Source organism: Streptomyces sp. NPDC002676 (genome assembly GCF_053592455.1).
Window position 1 is genome coordinate 1 of sequence record NZ_JBSFVT010000045.1, and the last position, 18,570, is coordinate 18,570.

Below are 18,570 nucleotides of genomic sequence, written 5' to 3' on the forward strand. Positions count from 1 at the left end.
TTCGGATCCAGGTGAGCCATCAGGCCCAGGAATATCCCTCCAATTCCTCCCGGCTGAGCCGGGGATACAACAAGGCGCCTCGTGGCGCACATGCACCGCTCGACGGTGTTGCGCTGTTTGTATGCCGCTCGGTCGAGGCGAGGTGGGCGGCCGCCCCGGCTGCCCCTTCGTAGCCGGTGGGCCTGTTGGTCCGCCGGGACGGGAATCACCGCGCGGATACCGCGCTTGTGCAGGTGCTCGCGAATGGCGCGTGACGAATACGCCTAATGGGACGGGAAGGGCGGTAAGCGAGCTGGGTTCCTCACGCTCCCAGGAAGAGGAACCGGGGACGCGGAGCCGGCTTTCAGGGCGCGAGCCGAGCCGTGAGTATGCCCGGGACCGCAGAGTCCTTTGACAAGACGAGGCCGCTTCGCGCCCATCGGTGTACGTCGAGATGTTCAGGATGAGGCACAGTTCCGTCGGCAAGAGCGCGGTATCGGTCATGTGAGTGCAGGCAGGGGCGCCTTTGGTCGTTGCACTGCCTGTCGGTTCCGGTCGCGGTTCGCTGCTTGGCAGTCCGAGCCGGTTGTACGGATCACCTCTCACTCCTGCCGTGAGCGCACAGCTCTGAAGCAGACCGAGGGCCGCATGACTCGCTGGGGTTGCGAACGGCTGGTGGGATGACGTGCCTTGAGCACTTCCATCAGGGAGTACGCGCGCCCTGCACAGGCTCTGAACTGGAAAAAGAGTTGTGACTAAGGAGGGCTTGATGGAGATCGCCGGGTTATCGACACCCGTGTTCTGCGGGGTGGACTGGGCCGAAGACCACCACGACATCGCGCTGGTCGACGCAGGTGGAAAACAACTCGTCAAAGCACGGATCACCGACGATGCGGCAGGGTTCGCCCAGCTCACAGCCCTGCTGACCCAGCACGGTGATAGCGAGGACGCTCCGATCCCCGTGGCGATCGAGACCTCCCGAGGACTCCTCGTTGCCTGCCTGCGAGCAACCGGCCGACCGGTCTTCGCGATCAATCCGCTGGCGGTCGCACGCTACCGGGACCGTCACTCTGTTACCCGGAAGAAGTCCGATGCCGTGGACGCCGCGGCCCTGGCGAACATCCTGCGGACCGACATGGCCGCCCACCGGCCGCTGCCTGCGGATTCCGAACTCGTACGGGCCATCGCCGTACTCGCACGGGCCCAGCAGGACGCCGTCTGGGACCGCGGCCAGGCCCACAACAAGCGTTCACAACTGCGCGAGTTCTATCCGGCGATCCTGACCCGCCGGCGTTTGCAGGCGCTGCTCAAGCAGGCCGGCCGAGTCCGCGGCATCCAGGCCGAAGCCGACAGGATCCATGAGGTCTTCCAGCGGGACTATCTTCACCAGCTTCCGCAAGTCGAATCAGCTCTTGGTCAGCAGACAGCCGCTCTACTCCGGCAGCTGAACACTGCCTGTCACAACGCGGACCAGCTCGAAGAAGCCACCGCCCAGGCCTTCGACGAACACCCGGATTCACCCATCATCCGCAGCTTTCCCGGCCTCGGATCCTTAACCGGCGCCCGTGTCCTCGCAGAGATCGGCGACGACCGAACCCGCTTTGCGAACGCCAGCTCGCTGAAGGTCTACGCCGGAAGCGGCCCCGGTCACCCGGGCCAGTGGCAAAAGCTGCGTGGTCATGAGCCGACGGGTCAAGAACCAGTGCCTGGCCGCCGCCGGCTACGTGTGGGCCTTCGTCTCCCTCGCCAAGTCACCAGGCGTCAGGGCCCACTACGACCGCCGCAGAGAAGCCGGCGACCGCCACGTCGCGGCACAGCGAAACCTGTTCAATCGCTTCATGGGCGTGCTCTTTCACTGCCTCCAGAACGGCTACGTCTACGACGAAGCGACCGCCTTCCCGAACCAGCAGCCGACACAACTCTCCGCCGAAGCAGCTTGACTCTTATCCGCGTGGGATGTCTTGTCCGCGGCGACCGCGTCGGGGCGGGTGCGGGGGCGGCCCACCGGCCCGCGCACCTTGATGCGTTCCAGAACGGCGGTGAAACGGGGACTGTCGGCGGCCTGGCCGGGCGTGAGGACGAAGGACAGCGGATGGCAGCAGCGGTCCGCCGACAGGTGCACCTTGCTGGTCAACCTGCCACGGGAACGGCCCAGTTCGGCGTCGCGGAGACGGGCCTTGCGACGCCGGCGCAGACGCCGACGCTCCTCACGGGCCTCGTCCGGCGCCTCGTCCCGGTCGACTATCGAGGCGTTCTGCCCCTTTGGAGAAGCCCCTTTTCCTCGGCGACGGCCTTATCCAGCGTCTCCAGCAGTTCCGGGTCCAGCATCATCCCGGCGGCGTGGTGCTGGGGCCGGGCAGACATGGCGTCCACGCTCACCAGCCCGAGCTCCGCCTGCCCCCGGGCGGCGGCCTCAGCGATCACCGCTTCCATCAGCGCCTGGAAGACCCCGCACCGGCCCACAGGTGGAACCGCCCGTAGACGGTGGACCAGGACCCGTATTGCTGGGGCATGTCCCGCCACGGACTGCCCGTACGGAACCGCCACATCACGCCGTTCACCAGTCGCCGCAGGTCAGGAATCGGACCGCGCTCGCCCAGTGGCAGCAACGGCTCAATCACCGCCCACTCGTCGTCCGTGAGATCATCCCGAGCCATCGCGCCTGTCTACCGCCCCGGATCCAGCCAGGGCAGCAGAACGTCGAGACTCGTGATCCGAACTCGGTAAACGCCTAAGAGTGCGCGCGGACCCACACCTGCCTATCCTGAATCTGCGGTGTCTTCCTCGCGTCCAGAAGAAGGGGATGCGGCGTAATGGGCAGCGGCGTATGGCTATCCCGAGACCCGAGACACCCGCACAGCCGAGATGCCTACTGTCAGGAGCGGGCATGGCTGATCGCGCAACGATGGAGCGTATCTGGGAAGCCCACACCGCCGGCGAGTTCGTGGCGCAGGACGTGGAGGCTACGATGGCCACGATGGACGACGACCCCATCGTCGTCCATGTGCCGACCGCCATGGGCGGTAGTGGGTACGACGGCGTCAAGGACTTCTACGCACGCTGGTTCATTGGACGGAACCCGGACGATTTCACTGTGCGTTCGATATCCCGCACGGTGGGAGACGACAGCCTCGTAGACGAAATGATCGTGTCGTTCACCCACGACATCGAGGTGCCCTGGATTCTGCCTGGATTGGCACCCACCGGGCAGCAGGTCCGTATACCGGTCATCGCCGTCGTGGACTTCCGAGGCCCGCGTGTGCGGAGCGAGCGCATCTACTGGGATCAAACGGCGGTGCTCGCGCAGACGCAGTTGCTGAACGACGACATCGTCCGGCGCCTGCCCGTGGTCACCACACCGTTGGACGTACTGGACGGCAGGGTCCCCCTCAACCAGCTGACGTCGCCCCGCCTCGATGTCGAACCGTGAAGGTCAATCCCCTCGAACCCGGAACCGGTCGTAGATCGTCGACCAGCATCCGTACCGGCGCGGAACGTCGGGCCAGGGCTCCCCGTACGGAACCTCCACATCACCGCATTGAAGTAGGTAGCTGCGCAGGTCAGGGATCGACCCACGTTCGCCCAACGGCAGATGCGGCTCGATCAACTCCCATCGGCATCAGTCACATCACCACGCGTCACAGATCGTTCCTGCAGCAGCCGGAAGTCTCCTGGGAGCCGAAGCAGCCCACCAGTGATCTGAACTCAGAACAGGCCTAGCGCGGACGTGGGCGGAGTCGAGGACGGCACATGAGAGATCGAGAAGGCCGGCGTCGCCGAGTCGGTGCAGGATCTCCTCGTGGAGCTGCCCCCAGACTCCGGCCCTCGGCCAGATCAGGAAGCGCCGGTGGGCCGTCGACTTCGATATCCCGAAGCAGGGTGGTAGAGCCCGCCAAGCGCACCCGCTGACCAGGACGTAGATGATGGCCGCGAACAGCGTCTCATCAGGAGTGTCCTGCGTCCCGCCGCCCTGTGGCCGCACCTTCGACAGTGGGATAAGCAGTTCTGCGGTCTCCCACAACCCGTCCGGAACAATCCAACTCCACCTACCCCGCCCCATACCGAGACCAACGACGCCTCACCACATAGGACACGCTCTTAGTACTCCAGCCATAAATCGTGGTCTTCACGTTCGAGTGGCTTGCCGCCGGTAGTGGCTGGTCTGGGATCGGGCCTGGTGGCGGCGTCGCCAGTCGGACCAGCCGAGCCGGTGGACCGGGTCAAAGGCGGGCCGGATGACGAGCGTGATGAACAGCCGTTGGATCTCGTTGCAGGTGAGCGGTATGAGGGCGTCTGGTGCGGGATCGCGGTCGTGTTCGTTCGCGCGGACGACGGCGAGGAAGGCGTGCGCGAGCATGGCCAGGGTGACCCAGCGGGACCAGGACGGGTAGCGGCGGACCTGGTGCTCGTCCAAGGCCGCCAGGCCCTTGCCGGACTGGAAAAACTCCTCGATCCGCCACCTTGATCCAGCGACGCGCACCAGGGTGGTTAGCGGCACTGCGGCGGCTGGCGAGTAGCAGCGGCAGTACGCGAGTTCGCCGGTACTGCGGTTGCGGCGGATCAGCAACTGCCGGCTCCCGGGCCGGAGGTCGGTGAGGTCGATGACGGCCCAGTCGTAGAAGCGGTGGCCCTTGGCTCCGCTCCCTGCGGACAGCTTCTGTCAGGCCCTCTTGGGCACCTTCCTGGCCAGCGTGTCCGCGCGGAACTTCCCGGCGCCTGTGGTGACTTCGTGCGAGCAGGCCACCGCGAGGACGTAGCCGGTGCCGCGTTCTTCCAGCGCGGCGCGTAGCGTCGGGTTGCCGCCGTAGACCTCGTCTCCCGCGACCCAGGCGGCCCGGTGGCCGGCGTCCAGGAATCGGGTGACCATGCGGGCGGCAAGCTGCGGTTTGGTCGCGAATTCGGTCTTGTCACCGAGTCCGGCGGCCCGGCAGCGGTCGGGGTCCGAGGTCCAGGAACGCGGAACGTACAGTTCCCGGTCTACCGCGGCGTGTCCGTGGTGGCCGGCGTAGACGAGACAGACGGCGACCTGCGCGTTCTCGATCCTGCCCGCGGTGCCGGTGTACTGGCGCTGGACACCGACGGTGTCGGTGCCCTTCTTCACGTCGCCGGTCTCGTCGACCACCAGAACCGCCTGGTCGCCCCGCAGATGCTCCACCACGTAGGCCCGCACGTCGTCGCGGACCTGGTCGGCGTCCCACTTGGCCCGCCCGAGCAGGTGCTGCATGCCGTCCGGGGTGCTCTCTCCGGCCCACTCTGCGATGGTCCAGCAGTTTTTGCGCGGCAGGTCCGACAGCAGCCCGAGCACCAACCGCCCGACCCGACGTCGGGGTTCGACCCGTGCGAACCGGCCCGCGATCTGGGCCATCAGGCCCTCGAACGCCTCGTGCCAGCGGGCAGGGTCTACGCTGTGACCTGTGGCCACCGCATGATCTTCAGTCTTCACACACCGATGATCAACGGTGGCCGCACCCGTCTCCACAGCGCGTCAGGGTCGCGCAGCGTCTGTCTGCCGTCATGTGTCTGGAGGACTTGTGCAACGTGGCGAAGTCTGGTGGGTCCAGTTCGACGAGCGGAGGTTGGTCGTACTGCTGTCGGGAGACGACACGTCCGGGATCCGGGTGATGCAGGTCGTCGCTCCGGCGGGCGTCGACATCAGCGGTCTGGGCATCGAAGTGACGGTCGGCGCCGGTGAAGGACTGCCGTTCGAAGGCGTGCTGCGGCTCGCGTTCCCGCGTCCAGGCTTCACCCCGTGCACGTGGCTGACCACTGTGTCCCGGGACGACCTGATAGAACGGGCGGCCGTCCTGTCCTCCGTGAAGCTCAGCGAGATTGACGACGCCCTCCGACTCGCTGAACAAGCGCAGGAGCGGACCCCGGCCACGACCGCGAGGCTCAGCGAGATGAGGGATGCCCTCCGTCTCGGTGAACTCGGGTAGACGGAGAAGGAGCCGACGCCCGCGACGGCGTGGGCGATCTCGGGCGAGATGATCGACGCTGGCCACCTGCTGCCTCGGCGCCCCTCACCACCGAGATCACGATCGACGGCTGGAGTATTAGAACGTGAACTCGGGAGTCCCGGTGACATCGGGTCCAGTGCGGACGCGATAGCTGATCTCCTGGCCCACAGGTCCCGAGGTACGAATACTCCCCCACGGGATTGTCTGACCCCTCTTGAGGGCGGTGAAGTTCTGGTCTTCGACGATGTCGATATTGACAGCGTTCAGCTTCCGGCTCAGGGCGAGGGTGTCGCGGGGTTCGCGGATCTCGACGGTGGCCGGTCTTCCCACCGAAATGTGCAGCACCTCCAACCCGCTGTTTCCAATGGTTGTGCTCTTGTCCCGAACGGCCACGGCGACACCTCGTTCCCACAGCGGGACAGGCCTCGCAGCCAGGCCGCGAGGCGGGCTTACTCATGTGCTGTGGATCGTAACGGGCGTCGGAAAGTACTGGAGCGACCCGACATGGACCACTTGTTGAGGATCACCCGCATCGACGCAATGGGGGTGTTCGCCGACGGTCGGTGTGAGGGCACGGCCTTTTCCACCATAAGACCGTGTCCTATGTGGTGAGGCGGACGTTGACTTGGCATGGGGCGGGGAGCGTGGAGTCGGATTGTTCCGGACGGCTTGTGGGAGATCGCCAAGCCGCTGATCCCGGAGCAGCGAGCGCGGCCGCAGGGCGGCGGAACGGTGAACACTCCTGATGAGCCGCTCTTTGCGGCCATCATCTACGTGCTGGTCAGCGGTTGTGCCTGGCGTGCGCTGCCGCCGTGCTTCGATGTCTCGAAGTCGACTGCCCACCGCCGGTTCCTGATCTGGTCTCGTGCTGGGGTGTGGGGCCGGCTGCACCAGGCCGTGGTCCACAAACTCGCAGCCAAAGAGCTGCTTGACCTCTCCCGCGTGGTCCTCGATACCGCCCACGTGAGGGCGAAAAAGGGGGCGAACTCGCAGGTCCGAGCCCCGTGGACCGGGGTAGGCCAGGTTCCGAGATGCATGTCCTGTCCGACCGGTCGGGACTGCCTCTCGTGGTCGGTATCTCAAGTGGCAACACCCATGACAGCCAGGGGCTCAAGCTCGTGATCGCCGGAGTCCAATCGAGACACGACCCCGATCGGGGCCGACATTACAAGCCCCGCAAGCTCCACGTCGACAAGGCGTATGACCAGCCCGACCTGCGTAAATGGGTCCGAGGCAAGCGAATCGGCGTACGCATCGCCCGCAAGGGCATCGAATCCAGCGAGCGGCTGGGGCGTCACCGTTGGGTGATCGAACGCACCATGTCGTGGCTGTCCGGCTACCGCCGACTCAGTCCCCGCTACGAACGAAACCCTTGCAACTACCTGGGCTTTCTGGGGCTCGCAGCCGCACTCTGCTGCGACAAGCGATAGGTCCGCCTCACCACATAGGACTCGAAGGCCTTCGACGGGGACATCACCTTCGGCACCGGGTGGAGCGCCTCGTCCCCGTCGGTTCCCCAGACACTGACCGTGGAACTCACCGACACGCACGACCTCGACGGGATACGCATCCACTGGGGCAAGGACAGCAGCTGGTACACCTTCGACCTGCAGACCTCCGGCGACGGAGCCACCTGGAACACGGTGTTCTCCGGCCTGACACGGCCAGGCCAGTACACCCTTCCCGAAGTCTTCACCGCGACGAATGTGTGACAAATCCGTATCGCCGTCACCCAGGTCGCCGGAGGCGGCGCGCAGACCGTCGCCGGCATCGCGGAGGTGATTCTCTACGGCGCACCGGTGTAGAGGCGCTGACGCGAGGTGGCCGCACAGCAGAGCCGCCCGGCCACCTCCAGTGAAGAAGTTCATTGGTGCAGTGCTGGCTGCCGCGTTCGCCGTTACCGCGTTCGTCGCGGTGGGGGCGGCTGTAACGGGCGGTGGGGCCAGCGTGCAGGCCGGCAACATCAGCAGCCGTCCGTAACCAGGGGGACGCTCAGGCCGCCCAGGCGCGGGTGTGGTGGCGTGGTGTGGCGGAACGGCTCCCTGGGCCGGGCGTGAGGCGGCGGCCGGGGGTGAGAGGGCGTCAACCTCGTGTCGCCCGGTGGTGGATGGACGTTGCTTCCGAGAGTCACGCTAATACGGACAAGAAGTAGCAGCCGTCGCGTATCGCCCATGGCTTCTTCACTTGGGCTGCACGGTGTGGGTGTGCGGCCGGCTGGCCTCACACCAGAACCATACCCCCCGGGGGTGGCTGCGGCTATGGCCGTGGTGCTCGGGGTGTGCATACGACCGTGAAGGGGGACCTCATGTCCGCTTCTGTGATCGCCCGACGCGTCCCCGCTACCGCTGCCGTGGCTGCCGCTTGCGTGGGGGTGGTGGCGTTGCCGGCGTCGGCCGCCGACCATCACCCGGGCCGCGATCGTCCCGGGTGTACATCAGCGCCGTGCGGTACGACTCGCCGGGCCGGGAAAACCGCTCGAACCGGTCGCTGAACAAGGAATGGGTGGACATCACCAACACCACCTGGCGGGCGGTGAACCTGGACGGCTGGACGCTGTCGGACGAGGCGGGCCCACCTACACCTTCCGCCATTACTGGCTGGACGGCGGCACGACGGTCCGCGTCCACACCGGCGAAGGCCGTGACACCCGCACCGACGAGTACCAGGACCGCCGCCACTACGTGTGCGACAACGACCACGACACGGCAACGCTGCGCAACGACCGGGGTCGCTTCATCGGCGACGCCTCCTGGGGCCGTTGGCCCGTGTGGCCCGTGCATCGCTGACGTCGTCCCCCTGGCGGCGCTGATCACCGAGTAACTCTTCCGAGCCCCGCAGGGGACCCGGCGGCCAGCAACGTGATCGCCCAGCTCCTGGAGGCTATGACCACACGGGGCCGCCTGGCTAAGGCTGTTCCAGTTCGCCCAGGCCCATCACCCGTAGCGCATGGTTGGCCATCTCCAGATGACCGGTCGCGTTGGGATGCGCCGCGTCGTCCAGCCACGGGATCGGGTCCGCCGTGCCATGGTGCGCGAGCCAGTGCGCTTCGTGGTCGGCGAGCAGCGCGCCAGTCTCCGCGGCGAGCTCCCGTACCGCCTGGCAGTACGCAGGCATGGCCGCACGCCGCTCGCGGCCCGAGAAACTGACCAGCACCGGGGTGTGCAGCACGATCTGTGTGCCTTCACCGACGCCGTCGATGATTTTGCGCATCGCGTCGCAAAAGGCGGGCAGCCCGGCCTCGCCGGCGAGGCAGTCGTTGGTGCCGAGCGAGACGGACAGCACATCGGGCTGAAAGCGGCCGATCAGCCACTCATGTGCTCCGAGCACGTCACCCGCACTCCATCCGGAGACGCCAGAGTTGACCACGACATCCGTGAGCCTGCCCAGCTGCCACCCCACCCGCTCGTGCACATGCTCGACCCAGCCACGTGCACCGTGGGTGTGCAGCACGCCCCGGGTGATGCTGTCTCCGGTCGCCACCCAGGTCATGGGCGTGTCGGCCAGCCGAATCATGATGTGTTCCCTCCCGCCTCCGCCGCCGCGCGCCCTGCTGAGCGCGGCGTCCCGTCGATCGGCCATGCTGCCTTCCCAAGATCACTTGCGCAACGCCCGCGCGACGACGGGGGAGTCGCCGACGAGACCGCTACCGAGGCCACGGGGCTCCCCTGGGCGCTTACGACTTCGGCCACCTGTGGGGATGGCTGCGTCGGCGGCGGGTCGTCCCACGCATCGCCCCCGCGGCGTCGAAGCCTCCAACCGTCAAGGCCGATACCGTTGGGTGGTCGAGCTGACCATGTCCTGGCTGAACGGCTGCTGTCCCCCGCACCGCCGATACGAGCATCGGCGCCGGGCCCGGCCGCGCTGCGCTTCGAGGTCGCCTTTGATGTCCGCTGCCAAGGGGACGGCAGAGGCGGGGAGCCCATGGTGGGTCGCTGGTCCGTGCATCGGTCCGGGCAGTCGGTGAACCCGCCCAGCGAGATCCTTCCGGCCCCACGGACAGACGACGGCACACGGGATTCCGCCCGGTGCCGCCGGCCCGGCAGCGGCTACGACCGGGGGAGGGGAAGTGCAGTTCGCCCCGCGGCTTCGGACTGCCCGATCGGCATAGGGGGTGCTGAGGGGGCGGGCGATGCCATCGCACCGATTACGTGATCGAGTTCGCGCATTATGCTCGTCGCCGCGTCACGGACCCGCGCAGGTACATCGCCCCGTTCCGCGACAAGCCGGTGGTAGATCGGAGCGTCTTGGAACATGTGGTCCCGTCCTGTGATGATCATGACTAGTACGGGTGCCGAGTCTAGCGCTGTGACCGCATAGGCACGTCACGTTGCTGCGCGTTTCAGGTCCGGGGTAGGTGTCGTTCGCTACGGTCCCTTCGTCGGGCGGCATTCGCCACCGACGCGGCCTGGGTGCGGCGTTGGCTGGCCGACGGCGTGTTGCCGACGGCCCTTCGAGCGGACGACGGTGAGCGGGTGTCACTGCTTCAGAGGGTGTGGCCTGCAAGGTGTAGGGCTTCCTGCTCCCTCCGGGCTGTGCCTGCCGTATCGCTCGGCCGGCAGCCGGGCCTCCCGGTGCCACGGAGTTCCGACAGTGTTCTCATCTGCCTGACCAGAGCGACGCCCCCCCGTAACGCTGCCATCTGCGACGGCAGCGATGGCAGCAAGTGCACCAGCCGCTCATGCCGCCCGAGCCCGGACGATCCCGGGGCCCGTCGAGTAACTGGGGGACTCGGGGGCGGCGTTCAGCGTCCGGCTTGCCGAGACAGGGTCGCTTGCGGCGGCGGCGATCAGTTGTCGAGCGGTCTCCCGTACCAGGCGCTCCTCATGCAGCAAGGGTGGCCAGGGCCGTCGTGAGGCGGCTGGTCTTGCCGACGGCAGCCGACCCGATGTACGCATCACCCTCGCCGACGAGGAGATCGCTGGCGTGCTGGCCGCCTGGCTCGATCAGCGGTAGACACGGACCGGCTACTGCTCGATCTCGTAGCGGCTGGCCTCGGTGGCTTCGGCGTGCGCGGTGATGGCCGCCTGCACCACCTCGGGAGTCCGGCGATCTTCGCGCGTTCCTCCTCGGCGGACCGCTCCAGGTTGATCAGCTCATCGGGGACCTCTGCCACGGCGCGGATCCTAAGCAGCGAGTGCGATAGGCCGACGATCGGACTTGCCGCCCGATTGGATAGAGCCGCACGCGCCCCGCTCGCGCAGGCCTGGGACTGCGGCGCCCCGTCTGGACAGCGAAACGGTCAGAGTGCGAATGCGCCGCTGGTCCCGGCACCCCGGCGGAACCGTCGTCGTCATCGTCATGCCTGCTACGTGCCCCACAGGTCCCAAGCCGTATCCGGTCATCGGGTCGGCTGCCTGCCGCTCGGCTGGCCGGCCGTGCCTGCTGGCGCGGTCCTCGGCGGCCAAGGATGTCGAGATACTGGTGCTCCGGCACCAACTGGCCGTCCTGCAGCGCAGCAGCCCCAAGCCCGCCTTCAAGGGCTACGACCGCGCGGTGCGCTTGCTCCAACTGTTGAGGCTGCTTGTCAGCCCACGTACCGTGCTGCGCTGGCACGCGAGGCTGGTCGCGAAGAAGTGGACCTATCCGCATCAAGGCCCGGGCCGCCCGGCCAAGCCCGAGGTCGGGGAGCCGCTTCCGCGGGTCAGCGTCCTATTACCTGGGCGGTAATCGCGTGGCAGGGCGGAGCGCGGCAAGGTGAAGGCATCGGGTTTCGGGCCGGCGCACTCCGGCTCGGGACCCGAGCCAACTGAGCCGATTGCAAAGCCACTTCACCGTAAAGGAGTCCCGTCATGTCGATCTACACCGCCGCCGTCGCCCGCTACTTCGAGGCGTGGAACGCCACCGACGCCGAGGCGCTCGCCAAGGCCGTGGCCGCGGCGTGGACCGAGGACGGCACCTACACCGACCCGCTGGCCGACGTGCGCGGCCACGAGAAGATCGCCGAGGTGATCCGGGCGGCGCACGAGCAGTTCCCCGGGTTCGAGTTCAGGTCGGCCGGTGACGTGGACGGCAACCATCACATAGCCCGCTTCAGCTGGGAGTTGGTGTCCACCGTCGACGGCTCGGCGCCGGTCGCCGGCTCGGACGTGGTGATCCTTGCCGAGGATGGCCGGATCACCTCCGTCCTCGGCTTCCTTGACCGGCTCCCAGCAGCATGAGTTTTCGCCCGGGAGGCGATCAGCGAGGACCTGCCCTCCATCCCCTGCGGCGTGTCGGCCCGCTGCACCGCAGGCAGGCGGCCGTCGCCTGATCGCCCGTGGCGCCCCAGTGCCCGCGGAGACCGAATGAGTCCTTGGGTGCGGGCCCCGGATGCGGCCCGCGCGACCGGGAGTTCCCGGCGTTGGTGGTATCGGTGGGCGCGGATGGAGACGGCGGTCTTGGCGGTTTGCTGAAGGGGTTACAGAGGCGCCAACTCCACCCTGCCTGTAAATCGGCCACCCACTTGATCGGCGAGCCAATGGACGCGGGCGGTCTGGTCGCCGTTCCGGTTCCGGACGTGCACGTGGACGGTGTGGTCCTGTGACGGCTCGTCCTGGTAGAGGTCCCGGGAATTCACGGTCAGTGTGAGGTATGCGTACTTCTGCGAGATCTCCTCCAGTCCCGCTTCGGGAACCGCAGGCCATGCGTCCAGATCCCACCGAACAGCCGCAGGATCTGGCCCCAGAGCGGCGATGAAGGGCTCAGCTCGGTCCAGCGGACGCCCCCAGTCGAACACTCGGATCGGCAGGCAGTCTGCAGGGTTGTCGCCGGCCTCCGACGAACCGTGCTCCTTGCCAGCCGACGCCCACCATTCGAGGTCAGGCAGTACGCGACGTAGTTGCACCAGGACATCCGGCGACCTGATCACGGCTTCGAAGTCGACCTCTGCCTGACCGATGTCTGCCCTGCCCAGCAAGGTACGAACCGCACGTATCGCTTCAGACAGGTCGGCGGTTGTGAGGACAGCAGCCGCAGCAGAATTACTCATCCCGGAACCATAAGACGGCACTCACAGACCGGCCTGAGCGGGTTCTGACCTGCCTCGCACTTGTCAGGACTGGAGCCACACCGTAGGCGACGCTGCGGTGACGGTGCGATGGCGTCCGGGTCCCGAAAGGGACACAGGCCCTGGCCGGGGCCGCTGGCCTTGATGTTGAACAGGTAGCGGCCCAGGAAGTTGATATGCCGGTCCTTGAGCGGGGAGAGCCGGGCGACGTCCTCGTCCTTGATGTCGTGGCCCTCGGCGCGGAGCTGGGCGACGGCGGCGTCCAGGTAGCGGGTGTTCCACAGGACCACGGCGTTGAGGACGAGTCCCAGACTGGCCAACTGGTCCTCCTCCCCGTCGCGGTACGCCTGGCGGATCTCGCCCCGGCCGCCGTGACAGATCGCGCGGGCGAGGCGGTGGCGGGACTCCTGCACGGTCAGCTGCCGGTTCATCAGCCGCCGGTACGATGGTGGTTTCGGTGTGTTTGCGGGGGACTTGGACGTTTCCTTCACGTTGGTAGTGCTGGCGTGCGGCGATGAGGTTGAGCCCCACCGGTCGCCCTGGCTGCGGCGCGGCTGAGGCTCCTCGTCTTCGGCCGCGGGCTCGATGGCAAGGCCGTGTTCGCACATCCACTGCTGCACGGTGGTGAGCTTGTTCCAGCCGAGTCGCACCGACCGTACCCATCGTCCGAGGTCCTCGCCCTGACGCACAACGTTGCCCGGTTCGGTCCGCAGCTTCCGCTGGCCTCCAGGTGCAGCCGGACCAGATGGAAGGCACCTGCCACTCCACCGGCCAGGCCGGGCACCAGGCGGGGTCGATGCCCTCCATTTGCTCGCGCTGCTCCTCCGACAGCGCGCCGGCCGACGACTGAACCGGTAGGCCCTGGGCACGCCTCAGCGCGTGCTGCTTGGTCTTGCCACTGCGTGGAGGCGCAGGGTGATGAACTGCCATGGTGGGGTCGCGGTGCCGTGGACCGTGCAGTCGTTGTCTGTGGAGGTGATGGAGCGGTAGGCCGTCGTGAGCGTGGGGTTGTGAGGTGGTGGATCCACGGGCTGCCAGGGCGCTTCCTGCCAGGGCGCATCGAATTGGGGAGCGGGGCCGGTTGGGGCGTTCACGGCGGTGAAGAAAAGGTCACCTTCAGTACACAGTGGCAGGTCGCCAATGTTGATGGATTCGGTGCTGGTGCTGGTGTCCGATTCGGCGGCGGTCCAGTGGTCGATGTCTGATTCGGCCACGGTCCAAGGTCCGGCGGCGGTGATCCCCCGGAATGCGTCGACAGCGGTGTGGGCGACGGTGGCTCTCGGCCAGCGAATGGTGATCTGATCGAGTGTGTCCAGCGGCCTGGCACGGACGACTGCGAAGAGCAGCAGGCGGCCGTGGTCGCTGATGTGCCCGGCCGGCCGGTAGGTGTTGCCGGCTGTGTCGGTCACGGTGACCGCACCTGAGCCCGCACCGGTGAGGGCGACGGTGACGATCAGCGTCTCGCCGCGGGCGACCGCGTGCAGCACCTGCAGATCGGCCCCGGTGGTCGACGGACCGTAAGGCGATGTGAAGTCGCTGTTGCCGATCCGGGCGGCATAGGCAGCCCTGCTCGTGCTCCGGGAGACGCGCGGGCCGTGGTCGTGGTGGGACGTCAGCGCGGGCAGCGGGCCCCGATCGGAGGAGAGCGCGGTGACCGTCAGCAGGGCGGTGAGCAGGATGTAGAGTGCCGCAGGTCTTCTCCCACGCTCGTGTCTGGCCTGATGGCCGCTGGTCTCGCCCTTTGGAAGCGTGTCCGGCTCCTCTGGCGGGACGACTGCGGGATGCGGATCGTCACTGCGGGTGGGTGCCGTCGTGGCAGGAGCGGTCGGTAACTCGGCGTCAACGGACCCCGTCAGAGCCGGTGGTAACGCCTGACGGGCAAGGCGAAGAAGTTCCTCGCCTTCGTCCTGTGGCAGGCCGAGTGCCGTGGTCAGCAGCCGCAACGTTTCACGTCGGGGCCGGGCAACCCTGCCCTGCTCGAGGTCACGGATGGCCCGCACGCTCAGCCCCGAGCGTTCGGCGAGCTCCTCCTGCGTCAGCCCGGCCCCGCTGCGCCGGGCCCGTAACAGCGCTCCGAATCCGCCCTCGCTCATCACGCCCCCCGCCGGATGGTCCAGATCTGCGCAGGTGAGTACATCACAGGGATATCCGCCGGTGAAACTGCCGGTCTTTCTTCCGGCCGTTCTGCCTGGTCACCGCCGTGGGGGCTGTGGACGATCGGCATCAGAAACCTCGACGAAAGGAACCAACGCATGCGTCGCTCACCCGGGCCAGTCCCCGTGGTGTGAGTGTGCGCAGGAAGGCCCAAGTCGCTGTCTCGGCCCTCGCCCAGGCGGGCGCCGGGCCGGAGACGGCGCGACCTGCGACCACTGGTAAGCAGTCAGCCGCTGTGGTGCCCCTGCAGCCGGGGGCACCGCGGCGATGCACCGACACGAGAGGGCGGGACGTGGAGAAGAAGATAATCAGCGGGCGGATCGGGGCGCTGCTATCAGCGCTTGTAGCCGTAATTGGGTTCAGCGTTATGGACGCTGGCAGTGCGCGTGCTGACGGCGGCACCATCCACCACATCCAGCACGCCATCGGCGGCTCCTGCTTGGACAGTAATGCAGGGGGGTCCGTTTACTTCAATCCCTGCCAGTCCGGCAACATCTACCAAGAATGGCGCTTCATCTGGGTTAAAACAGGCCTCTGGCATATCCAGGACGTGAACACCGGGCTATGCCTGCGAGTGGATTACCAATGGGGCCTCGGAACGACCTCAGCGTGTGGTAACAACGATATGGGCGTGCTGTGGCAGCTCTGGAATGGGGACCATCAGTTCGAAAATGGGGACAATTTCGCCTGTCTCGACGGAAATCTCAGTCGCCCTTATCAGACTAGGGGTACCTGCGTAGCGAGCAACATATACCAGACCTGGAATCTGATCAATATCTAGAAAGGGTATATCGGGCGGCCGACATTCTGTGTGTCGGCCGCCTTCGTGTTCAACACTGCCGAGAAGGGCCGGCTCAGCCACGACTGACGTTGTCGCCGTGATGTCGTCAGGGTGAGGCCGGTTTCGGCGAGGCATCCGTTGATGAGGTTGCTGCGGTACCGGATCTGGCGGAGACCGTGTCGGAGCGTGCTGATGAGGTGGCCGGAGTCGGTGAAGGCGGTGTTGACCTGGCTGTTGCGCCGCAGCAGGGACCAGATGCCCTCGACGGGGTTGAGGTCCGGTGCGTAGGGCGGCAGGAAGTAGCAGGTGATCCAGTCGTGGGTGTCGATGAACTCCCGCAGTCGGCGGTCCTTGTGGACGTTGAGGTTGTCCCATGGCCCAGCGTCGGTTTCCCCCTCACCGGGTTCGGTGCACCCGGAACAGCCATACGGGCCCGGGCGTCTTCCCGTGCGACGCGGTCCCACAAGATCGCGCGCACCCACAGGAATCGCCACCAGCGCGGCAGGTCGTTGCCGTACGACCGCAACGTGGATGCAGGGGTGTCCGCGGCCAGCAGGTCCCGGAGGTACAGGGCGGCGGGCTCGATGACCGTTCCGTCCTGATCGAGCAGCCGGTACGGCTCCCAGGGATCGTCAGTCTTCAAGAGGCAGCCCGTATCGGGCAGGACGAGATTCTCCACACTGCGTGTGGGATCACCGAGTTGACCCATGCCAGGAAGCTAGCAGAAACAACTTCTGAGCTGCGAAGACGCCAAATCTAGTTCAGTCAACAGCTCGACATCACCGGCTGGACAGAAGACGAGATCGACACCGGTGTCTCCCTCCAGACGGACCTCGGGCGGTTCGGCGCCGGCGGCCGGGCGATGTGCGACCCGCGCCCCGGCAACCGGCGCTGCGACTGGTCCGGCGACATCCCCTGAACTGCTCTGCGCCGATGCGACGCCCGGTCAGCTTCGCGAGCCGAGGCCATGGGACGATCTTCGCCGAGATGAGCAGGCAGCAGGGGGCGGAGATGCAGTACATCGTGCACGAGGACCCGGTCGGGCGGGCCGAGAGCAACTACATCGCCCAGGCCGATCTGGCCCCCTTCGACCTCGACGGGCAGATCGAGCAGCTGTGGCTCCTACCCGAAGAGGACGGCACATACGCGGTGGCCTGCATCCCCTTCATGGCCTACGGCCTCGCTCTCGGAGACCGGGTCCGTCTCTCACGGGCATTTCGCGTGGTCGAAGTTGTCCAAAGGAGCGGACACCGCGTCCTGCGCACACTGCTCAGGCCGAGCGCGGACGCCGAACGACTTGGCCGCAGCATCAACCTCATCAAGAACTCGATCAAAGAATCCGGACTACTCAGCGAATGGCACGGGGAGCGCTTCGTCGCCATCGACGTGCCTCCCGGCACCGACATGAGCCTGCTGTTCGCCCTGCTGCAACGGGAAGTCGACGAGGCGGGCGCCTTCTGGGAATGGGCCGACGCTATGCCGTTCGCGACCAGGCGGAGCTGACCGCGCCGCGCCCTGGTAGCCGCCGTCGGCGATGGTGGGTGTCTTGCCCACCGCTGCGGCGACACCCGACTCGGACTACGCCTTGCAGTCGTTGCGGTTACCTGGAACGGGCCGGCCGACGGCGACGACCAGGCGGGCGTCGGCGTCGATGACCACCTGGTGGTTGGTTGAGTAGCGATACTTCTTCGACTGCTCCGCCACTTGGTGGTCGCGAGTCGGCAGCAGGGTCCCTTCCGTGATGAGCACAGTGCCGCGACGGAACCGTTGGCGCTGGTGCAGTGCCAGCAGCGGGCCCGTGTGGTCGATGATCCGATCTGCTGCCGACTTGGAGACTCCGAACAGTGGCGCGAGCTGTCGCAGGGTCAGGTTGGTGCGCCAGTACGCGGCGACGAGCAGCACCCGGTCCTCAAGCGGCAGGCGACCACGGCCGCCCAGGGCGTGCCACATCGGCCCCCCCGCGTCGCAGCTGGGTGAGCAGCTTTCCGAACGTTCGCGGGCTCAGCCCGGTGAACGGGGCTGTCCAGGAAGGTTCCGACGCTGAGATCACACCAGCCACAGCAAGATCGCCCCAGACGCAGCACGAGACCCTGGTGCCGGCCTCAGGGGATGATGCTGTCCGCGGAAAGCACGGGTTCCGCAACACCGGATCGGGCATGTGGGGCAGCACCGACGTGACCGCGGCGGACAGCGGGCGGGCGACGCACTGGATGGTCCCCCGGCCAAGGGCCTGGAGGAGACCGTGACGCTCGGACTGATCAAGCCTCCCGGCCTCCCGCTGATCAGCGCGCTCGGCGATGTCAGCGGGTTCCGGAACGAAGACCTGACCAAGGTCCCCGCCAAAGCGCTGACCGGGCCGCGGTTCACCAACCCCGCGGGCATCGACTTCGCCCAGGGGAAGGCGGAGTTCCTGGTGCGGGTCGGCCGCAGCGACGCGCGGCACGGGCGGCGGTTCCGCGGCCGTCATCCACGACGAAAGTCCACAAAAGAGAGGAACCCCAGCCGACGCACGGCTGGGGTTCCTCGAGGTGGTGAGTGTCGATCAGGCGGGTCAGCGCTGCAGGGTGAGGATGCCGGGCCGGTACGGCAGGTTGTCGTAGGAGGTGTTCGGCGGTGTGTTGGGGGACTTGCCCTGGTAGAGGAACTGCAGGTTGCAGGGGTCGATGGTCATGGTCTGGTCGGGGTTGTTGCGGACCAGGTCGCCGTGGCTGATG

The 18,570-nt window shown here is 67.0% G+C and carries 14 protein-coding genes and 10 pseudogenes; 10 read left to right on the plus strand and 14 right to left on the minus strand.

The window, feature by feature from the left end:
- Positions 1-92 precede the first annotated feature (92 nt).
- A pseudogene (locus ACWD3E_RS42200) lies at positions 93-263 on the minus strand (IS5/IS1182 family transposase); the annotation flags it as partial.
- 485 nt (positions 264-748) lie between these two features.
- Here ACWD3E_RS42200 and ACWD3E_RS42205 point away from each other — a divergent pair.
- A pseudogene (locus ACWD3E_RS42205) lies at positions 749-1,919 on the plus strand (IS110 family transposase).
- 301 nt (positions 1,920-2,220) lie between these two features.
- Here ACWD3E_RS42205 and ACWD3E_RS42210 read toward each other — a convergent pair.
- Positions 2,221-2,412 (minus strand): hypothetical protein, encoded by a 192-nt coding sequence (locus tag ACWD3E_RS42210; RefSeq protein WP_451392776.1) that lies wholly within the window; start codon positions 2,410-2,412, stop codon positions 2,221-2,223.
- 14 nt (positions 2,413-2,426) lie between these two features.
- Positions 2,427-2,636, minus strand: a pseudogene (locus ACWD3E_RS42215) (transposase); the annotation flags it as partial.
- A 230-nt stretch (positions 2,637-2,866) separates the two neighbouring features.
- Here ACWD3E_RS42215 and ACWD3E_RS42220 point away from each other — a divergent pair.
- Complete coding sequence (locus tag ACWD3E_RS42220) at positions 2,867-3,409, plus strand: nuclear transport factor 2 family protein (protein WP_236041762.1); 543 nt, start codon at positions 2,867-2,869, stop codon at positions 3,407-3,409.
- A gap of 285 nt (positions 3,410-3,694) precedes the next feature.
- Here ACWD3E_RS42220 and ACWD3E_RS42225 read toward each other — a convergent pair.
- Both ACWD3E_RS42225 and ACWD3E_RS42230 read right to left on the minus strand, forming a co-directional pair.
- A pseudogene (locus tag ACWD3E_RS42225) lies at positions 3,695-4,039 on the minus strand (transposase); the annotation flags it as partial.
- Positions 4,040-4,105: 66 nt separating this feature from the next.
- A pseudogene (locus tag ACWD3E_RS42230) lies at positions 4,106-5,344 on the minus strand (IS701 family transposase).
- Positions 5,345-5,510: 166 nt separating this feature from the next.
- Here ACWD3E_RS42230 and ACWD3E_RS42235 point away from each other — a divergent pair.
- The gene (locus ACWD3E_RS42235; protein WP_451392777.1) at positions 5,511-5,915 is read left to right on the plus strand and encodes a type II toxin-antitoxin system PemK/MazF family toxin; all 405 of its coding nucleotides are present in this window, start codon (positions 5,511-5,513) and stop codon (positions 5,913-5,915) included.
- Between the two features lie 117 nt (positions 5,916-6,032).
- Here ACWD3E_RS42235 and ACWD3E_RS42240 read toward each other — a convergent pair whose 3' ends face one another.
- Positions 6,033-6,329 (minus strand): hypothetical protein, encoded by a 297-nt coding sequence (locus ACWD3E_RS42240; protein ID WP_451392778.1) that lies wholly within the window; start codon positions 6,327-6,329, stop codon positions 6,033-6,035.
- A gap of 237 nt (positions 6,330-6,566) precedes the next feature.
- Between ACWD3E_RS42240 and ACWD3E_RS42245 the strand changes: the two genes are divergently transcribed.
- The 3 genes and pseudogenes from ACWD3E_RS42245 (at position 6,567) to ACWD3E_RS42255 (ending at position 8,722) form a co-directional block, all read left to right on the plus strand.
- Positions 6,567-7,366, plus strand: a protein-coding gene (locus ACWD3E_RS42245) for an IS5 family transposase (RefSeq protein WP_451392779.1) whose coding sequence is annotated in 2 segments (ribosomal slippage) — positions 6,567-6,909 and positions 6,909-7,366 — 801 coding nt in all. Because the reading frame shifts where the segments join, the coding sequence is not laid out codon by codon here.
- Between the two features lie 33 nt (positions 7,367-7,399).
- Positions 7,400-7,648 (plus strand): annotated as a pseudogene (locus ACWD3E_RS42250) (discoidin domain-containing protein); the annotation flags it as partial.
- Between the two features lie 593 nt (positions 7,649-8,241).
- A pseudogene (locus ACWD3E_RS42255) lies at positions 8,242-8,722 on the plus strand (lamin tail domain-containing protein).
- A gap of 118 nt (positions 8,723-8,840) precedes the next feature.
- On the opposite strand, the gene ACWD3E_RS42260 reads toward ACWD3E_RS42255, so the two are convergent.
- Together ACWD3E_RS42260 and ACWD3E_RS42265 are read right to left on the minus strand one after the other, a co-directional pair.
- Entirely contained in the window at positions 8,841-9,449 is a 609-nt protein-coding gene (locus ACWD3E_RS42260; RefSeq protein ID WP_451392780.1) for an SGNH/GDSL hydrolase family protein, read from the minus strand.
- 533 nt (positions 9,450-9,982) lie between these two features.
- On the minus strand, positions 9,983-10,189 hold the full coding sequence (locus ACWD3E_RS42265) for a hypothetical protein (RefSeq protein WP_451392786.1): 207 nt from the start codon (positions 10,187-10,189) through the stop codon (positions 9,983-9,985).
- A 997-nt stretch (positions 10,190-11,186) separates the two neighbouring features.
- Here ACWD3E_RS42265 and ACWD3E_RS42270 point away from each other — a divergent pair.
- Positions 11,187-11,603: a hypothetical protein gene (locus ACWD3E_RS42270; RefSeq protein WP_451392781.1), complete on the plus strand. Its 417-nt coding sequence runs from the start codon at positions 11,187-11,189 to the stop codon at positions 11,601-11,603.
- Positions 11,604-11,725: 122 nt separating this feature from the next.
- The gene (locus ACWD3E_RS42275) at positions 11,726-12,094 is read left to right on the plus strand and encodes a nuclear transport factor 2 family protein (protein WP_451392782.1); all 369 of its coding nucleotides are present in this window, start codon (positions 11,726-11,728) and stop codon (positions 12,092-12,094) included.
- Positions 12,095-12,333: 239 nt separating this feature from the next.
- On the opposite strand, the gene ACWD3E_RS42280 is transcribed toward ACWD3E_RS42275, so the two are convergent.
- From ACWD3E_RS42280 to ACWD3E_RS42290, 3 genes and pseudogenes are all read right to left on the minus strand, one after another.
- Entirely contained in the window at positions 12,334-12,903 is a 570-nt protein-coding gene (locus tag ACWD3E_RS42280) for a hypothetical protein (protein ID WP_451392783.1), read from the minus strand.
- 110 nt (positions 12,904-13,013) lie between these two features.
- Positions 13,014-13,379: pseudogene (locus tag ACWD3E_RS42285) on the minus strand (Tn3 family transposase); the annotation flags it as partial.
- Between the two features lie 414 nt (positions 13,380-13,793).
- Positions 13,794-15,014, minus strand: a complete 1,221-nt coding sequence (locus tag ACWD3E_RS42290; protein WP_451392784.1) for a helix-turn-helix domain-containing protein — start codon at positions 15,012-15,014, stop codon at positions 13,794-13,796.
- A 353-nt stretch (positions 15,015-15,367) separates the two neighbouring features.
- Here ACWD3E_RS42290 and ACWD3E_RS42295 point away from each other — a divergent pair, with 353 nt between their 5' ends.
- Positions 15,368-15,856: an RICIN domain-containing protein gene (locus ACWD3E_RS42295; RefSeq protein WP_451392785.1), complete on the plus strand. Its 489-nt coding sequence runs from the start codon at positions 15,368-15,370 to the stop codon at positions 15,854-15,856.
- Between the two features lie 98 nt (positions 15,857-15,954).
- On the opposite strand, the pseudogene ACWD3E_RS42300 reads toward ACWD3E_RS42295, so the two are convergent.
- Positions 15,955-16,230, minus strand: a pseudogene (locus tag ACWD3E_RS42300) (transposase); the annotation flags it as partial.
- 637 nt (positions 16,231-16,867) lie between these two features.
- Here ACWD3E_RS42300 and ACWD3E_RS42305 point away from each other — a divergent pair.
- Positions 16,868-17,359, plus strand: a complete 492-nt coding sequence (locus ACWD3E_RS42305; protein WP_451392787.1) for a DUF4265 domain-containing protein — start codon at positions 16,868-16,870, stop codon at positions 17,357-17,359.
- Here ACWD3E_RS42305 and ACWD3E_RS42310 read toward each other — a convergent pair.
- Both ACWD3E_RS42310 and ACWD3E_RS42315 read right to left on the minus strand, forming a co-directional pair.
- A pseudogene (locus ACWD3E_RS42310) lies at positions 17,336-17,915 on the minus strand (transposase family protein); the annotation flags it as partial. The gene ACWD3E_RS42305 and the pseudogene ACWD3E_RS42310 sit on opposite strands and share 24 nt — an antisense overlap.
- Before the next feature lie 492 nt (positions 17,916-18,407).
- Positions 18,408-18,570 (minus strand): non-reducing end alpha-L-arabinofuranosidase family hydrolase (locus tag ACWD3E_RS42315; protein ID WP_451392788.1); only part of this gene is annotated, 163 nt, incomplete at its 5' end.

Bases quoted from the DNA above. Each gene is read 5' to 3' on its own strand.
- ACWD3E_RS42210 (WP_451392776.1), bottom strand. From the start codon at position 2,412: ATGGAAGCGGTGATCGCTGAGGCCGCCGCCCGGGGGCAGGCGGAGCTC.
- ACWD3E_RS42220 (WP_236041762.1), top strand. From the start codon at position 2,867: ATGGCTGATCGCGCAACGATGGAGCGTATCTGGGAAGCCCACACCGCC.
- ACWD3E_RS42260 (WP_451392780.1), bottom strand. From the start codon at position 9,449: ATGATTCGGCTGGCCGACACGCCCATGACCTGGGTGGCGACCGGAGAC.
- ACWD3E_RS42265 (WP_451392786.1), bottom strand. From the start codon at position 10,189: ATGTTCCAAGACGCTCCGATCTACCACCGGCTTGTCGCGGAACGGGGC.
- ACWD3E_RS42270 (WP_451392781.1), top strand. From the start codon at position 11,187: ATGCGCCGCTGGTCCCGGCACCCCGGCGGAACCGTCGTCGTCATCGTC.
- ACWD3E_RS42275 (WP_451392782.1), top strand. From the start codon at position 11,726: ATGTCGATCTACACCGCCGCCGTCGCCCGCTACTTCGAGGCGTGGAAC.
- ACWD3E_RS42280 (WP_451392783.1), bottom strand. From the start codon at position 12,903: ATGAGTAATTCTGCTGCGGCTGCTGTCCTCACAACCGCCGACCTGTCT.
- ACWD3E_RS42290 (WP_451392784.1), bottom strand. From the start codon at position 15,014: ATGAGCGAGGGCGGATTCGGAGCGCTGTTACGGGCCCGGCGCAGCGGG.
- ACWD3E_RS42305 (WP_451392787.1), top strand. From the start codon at position 16,868: ATGCAGTACATCGTGCACGAGGACCCGGTCGGGCGGGCCGAGAGCAAC.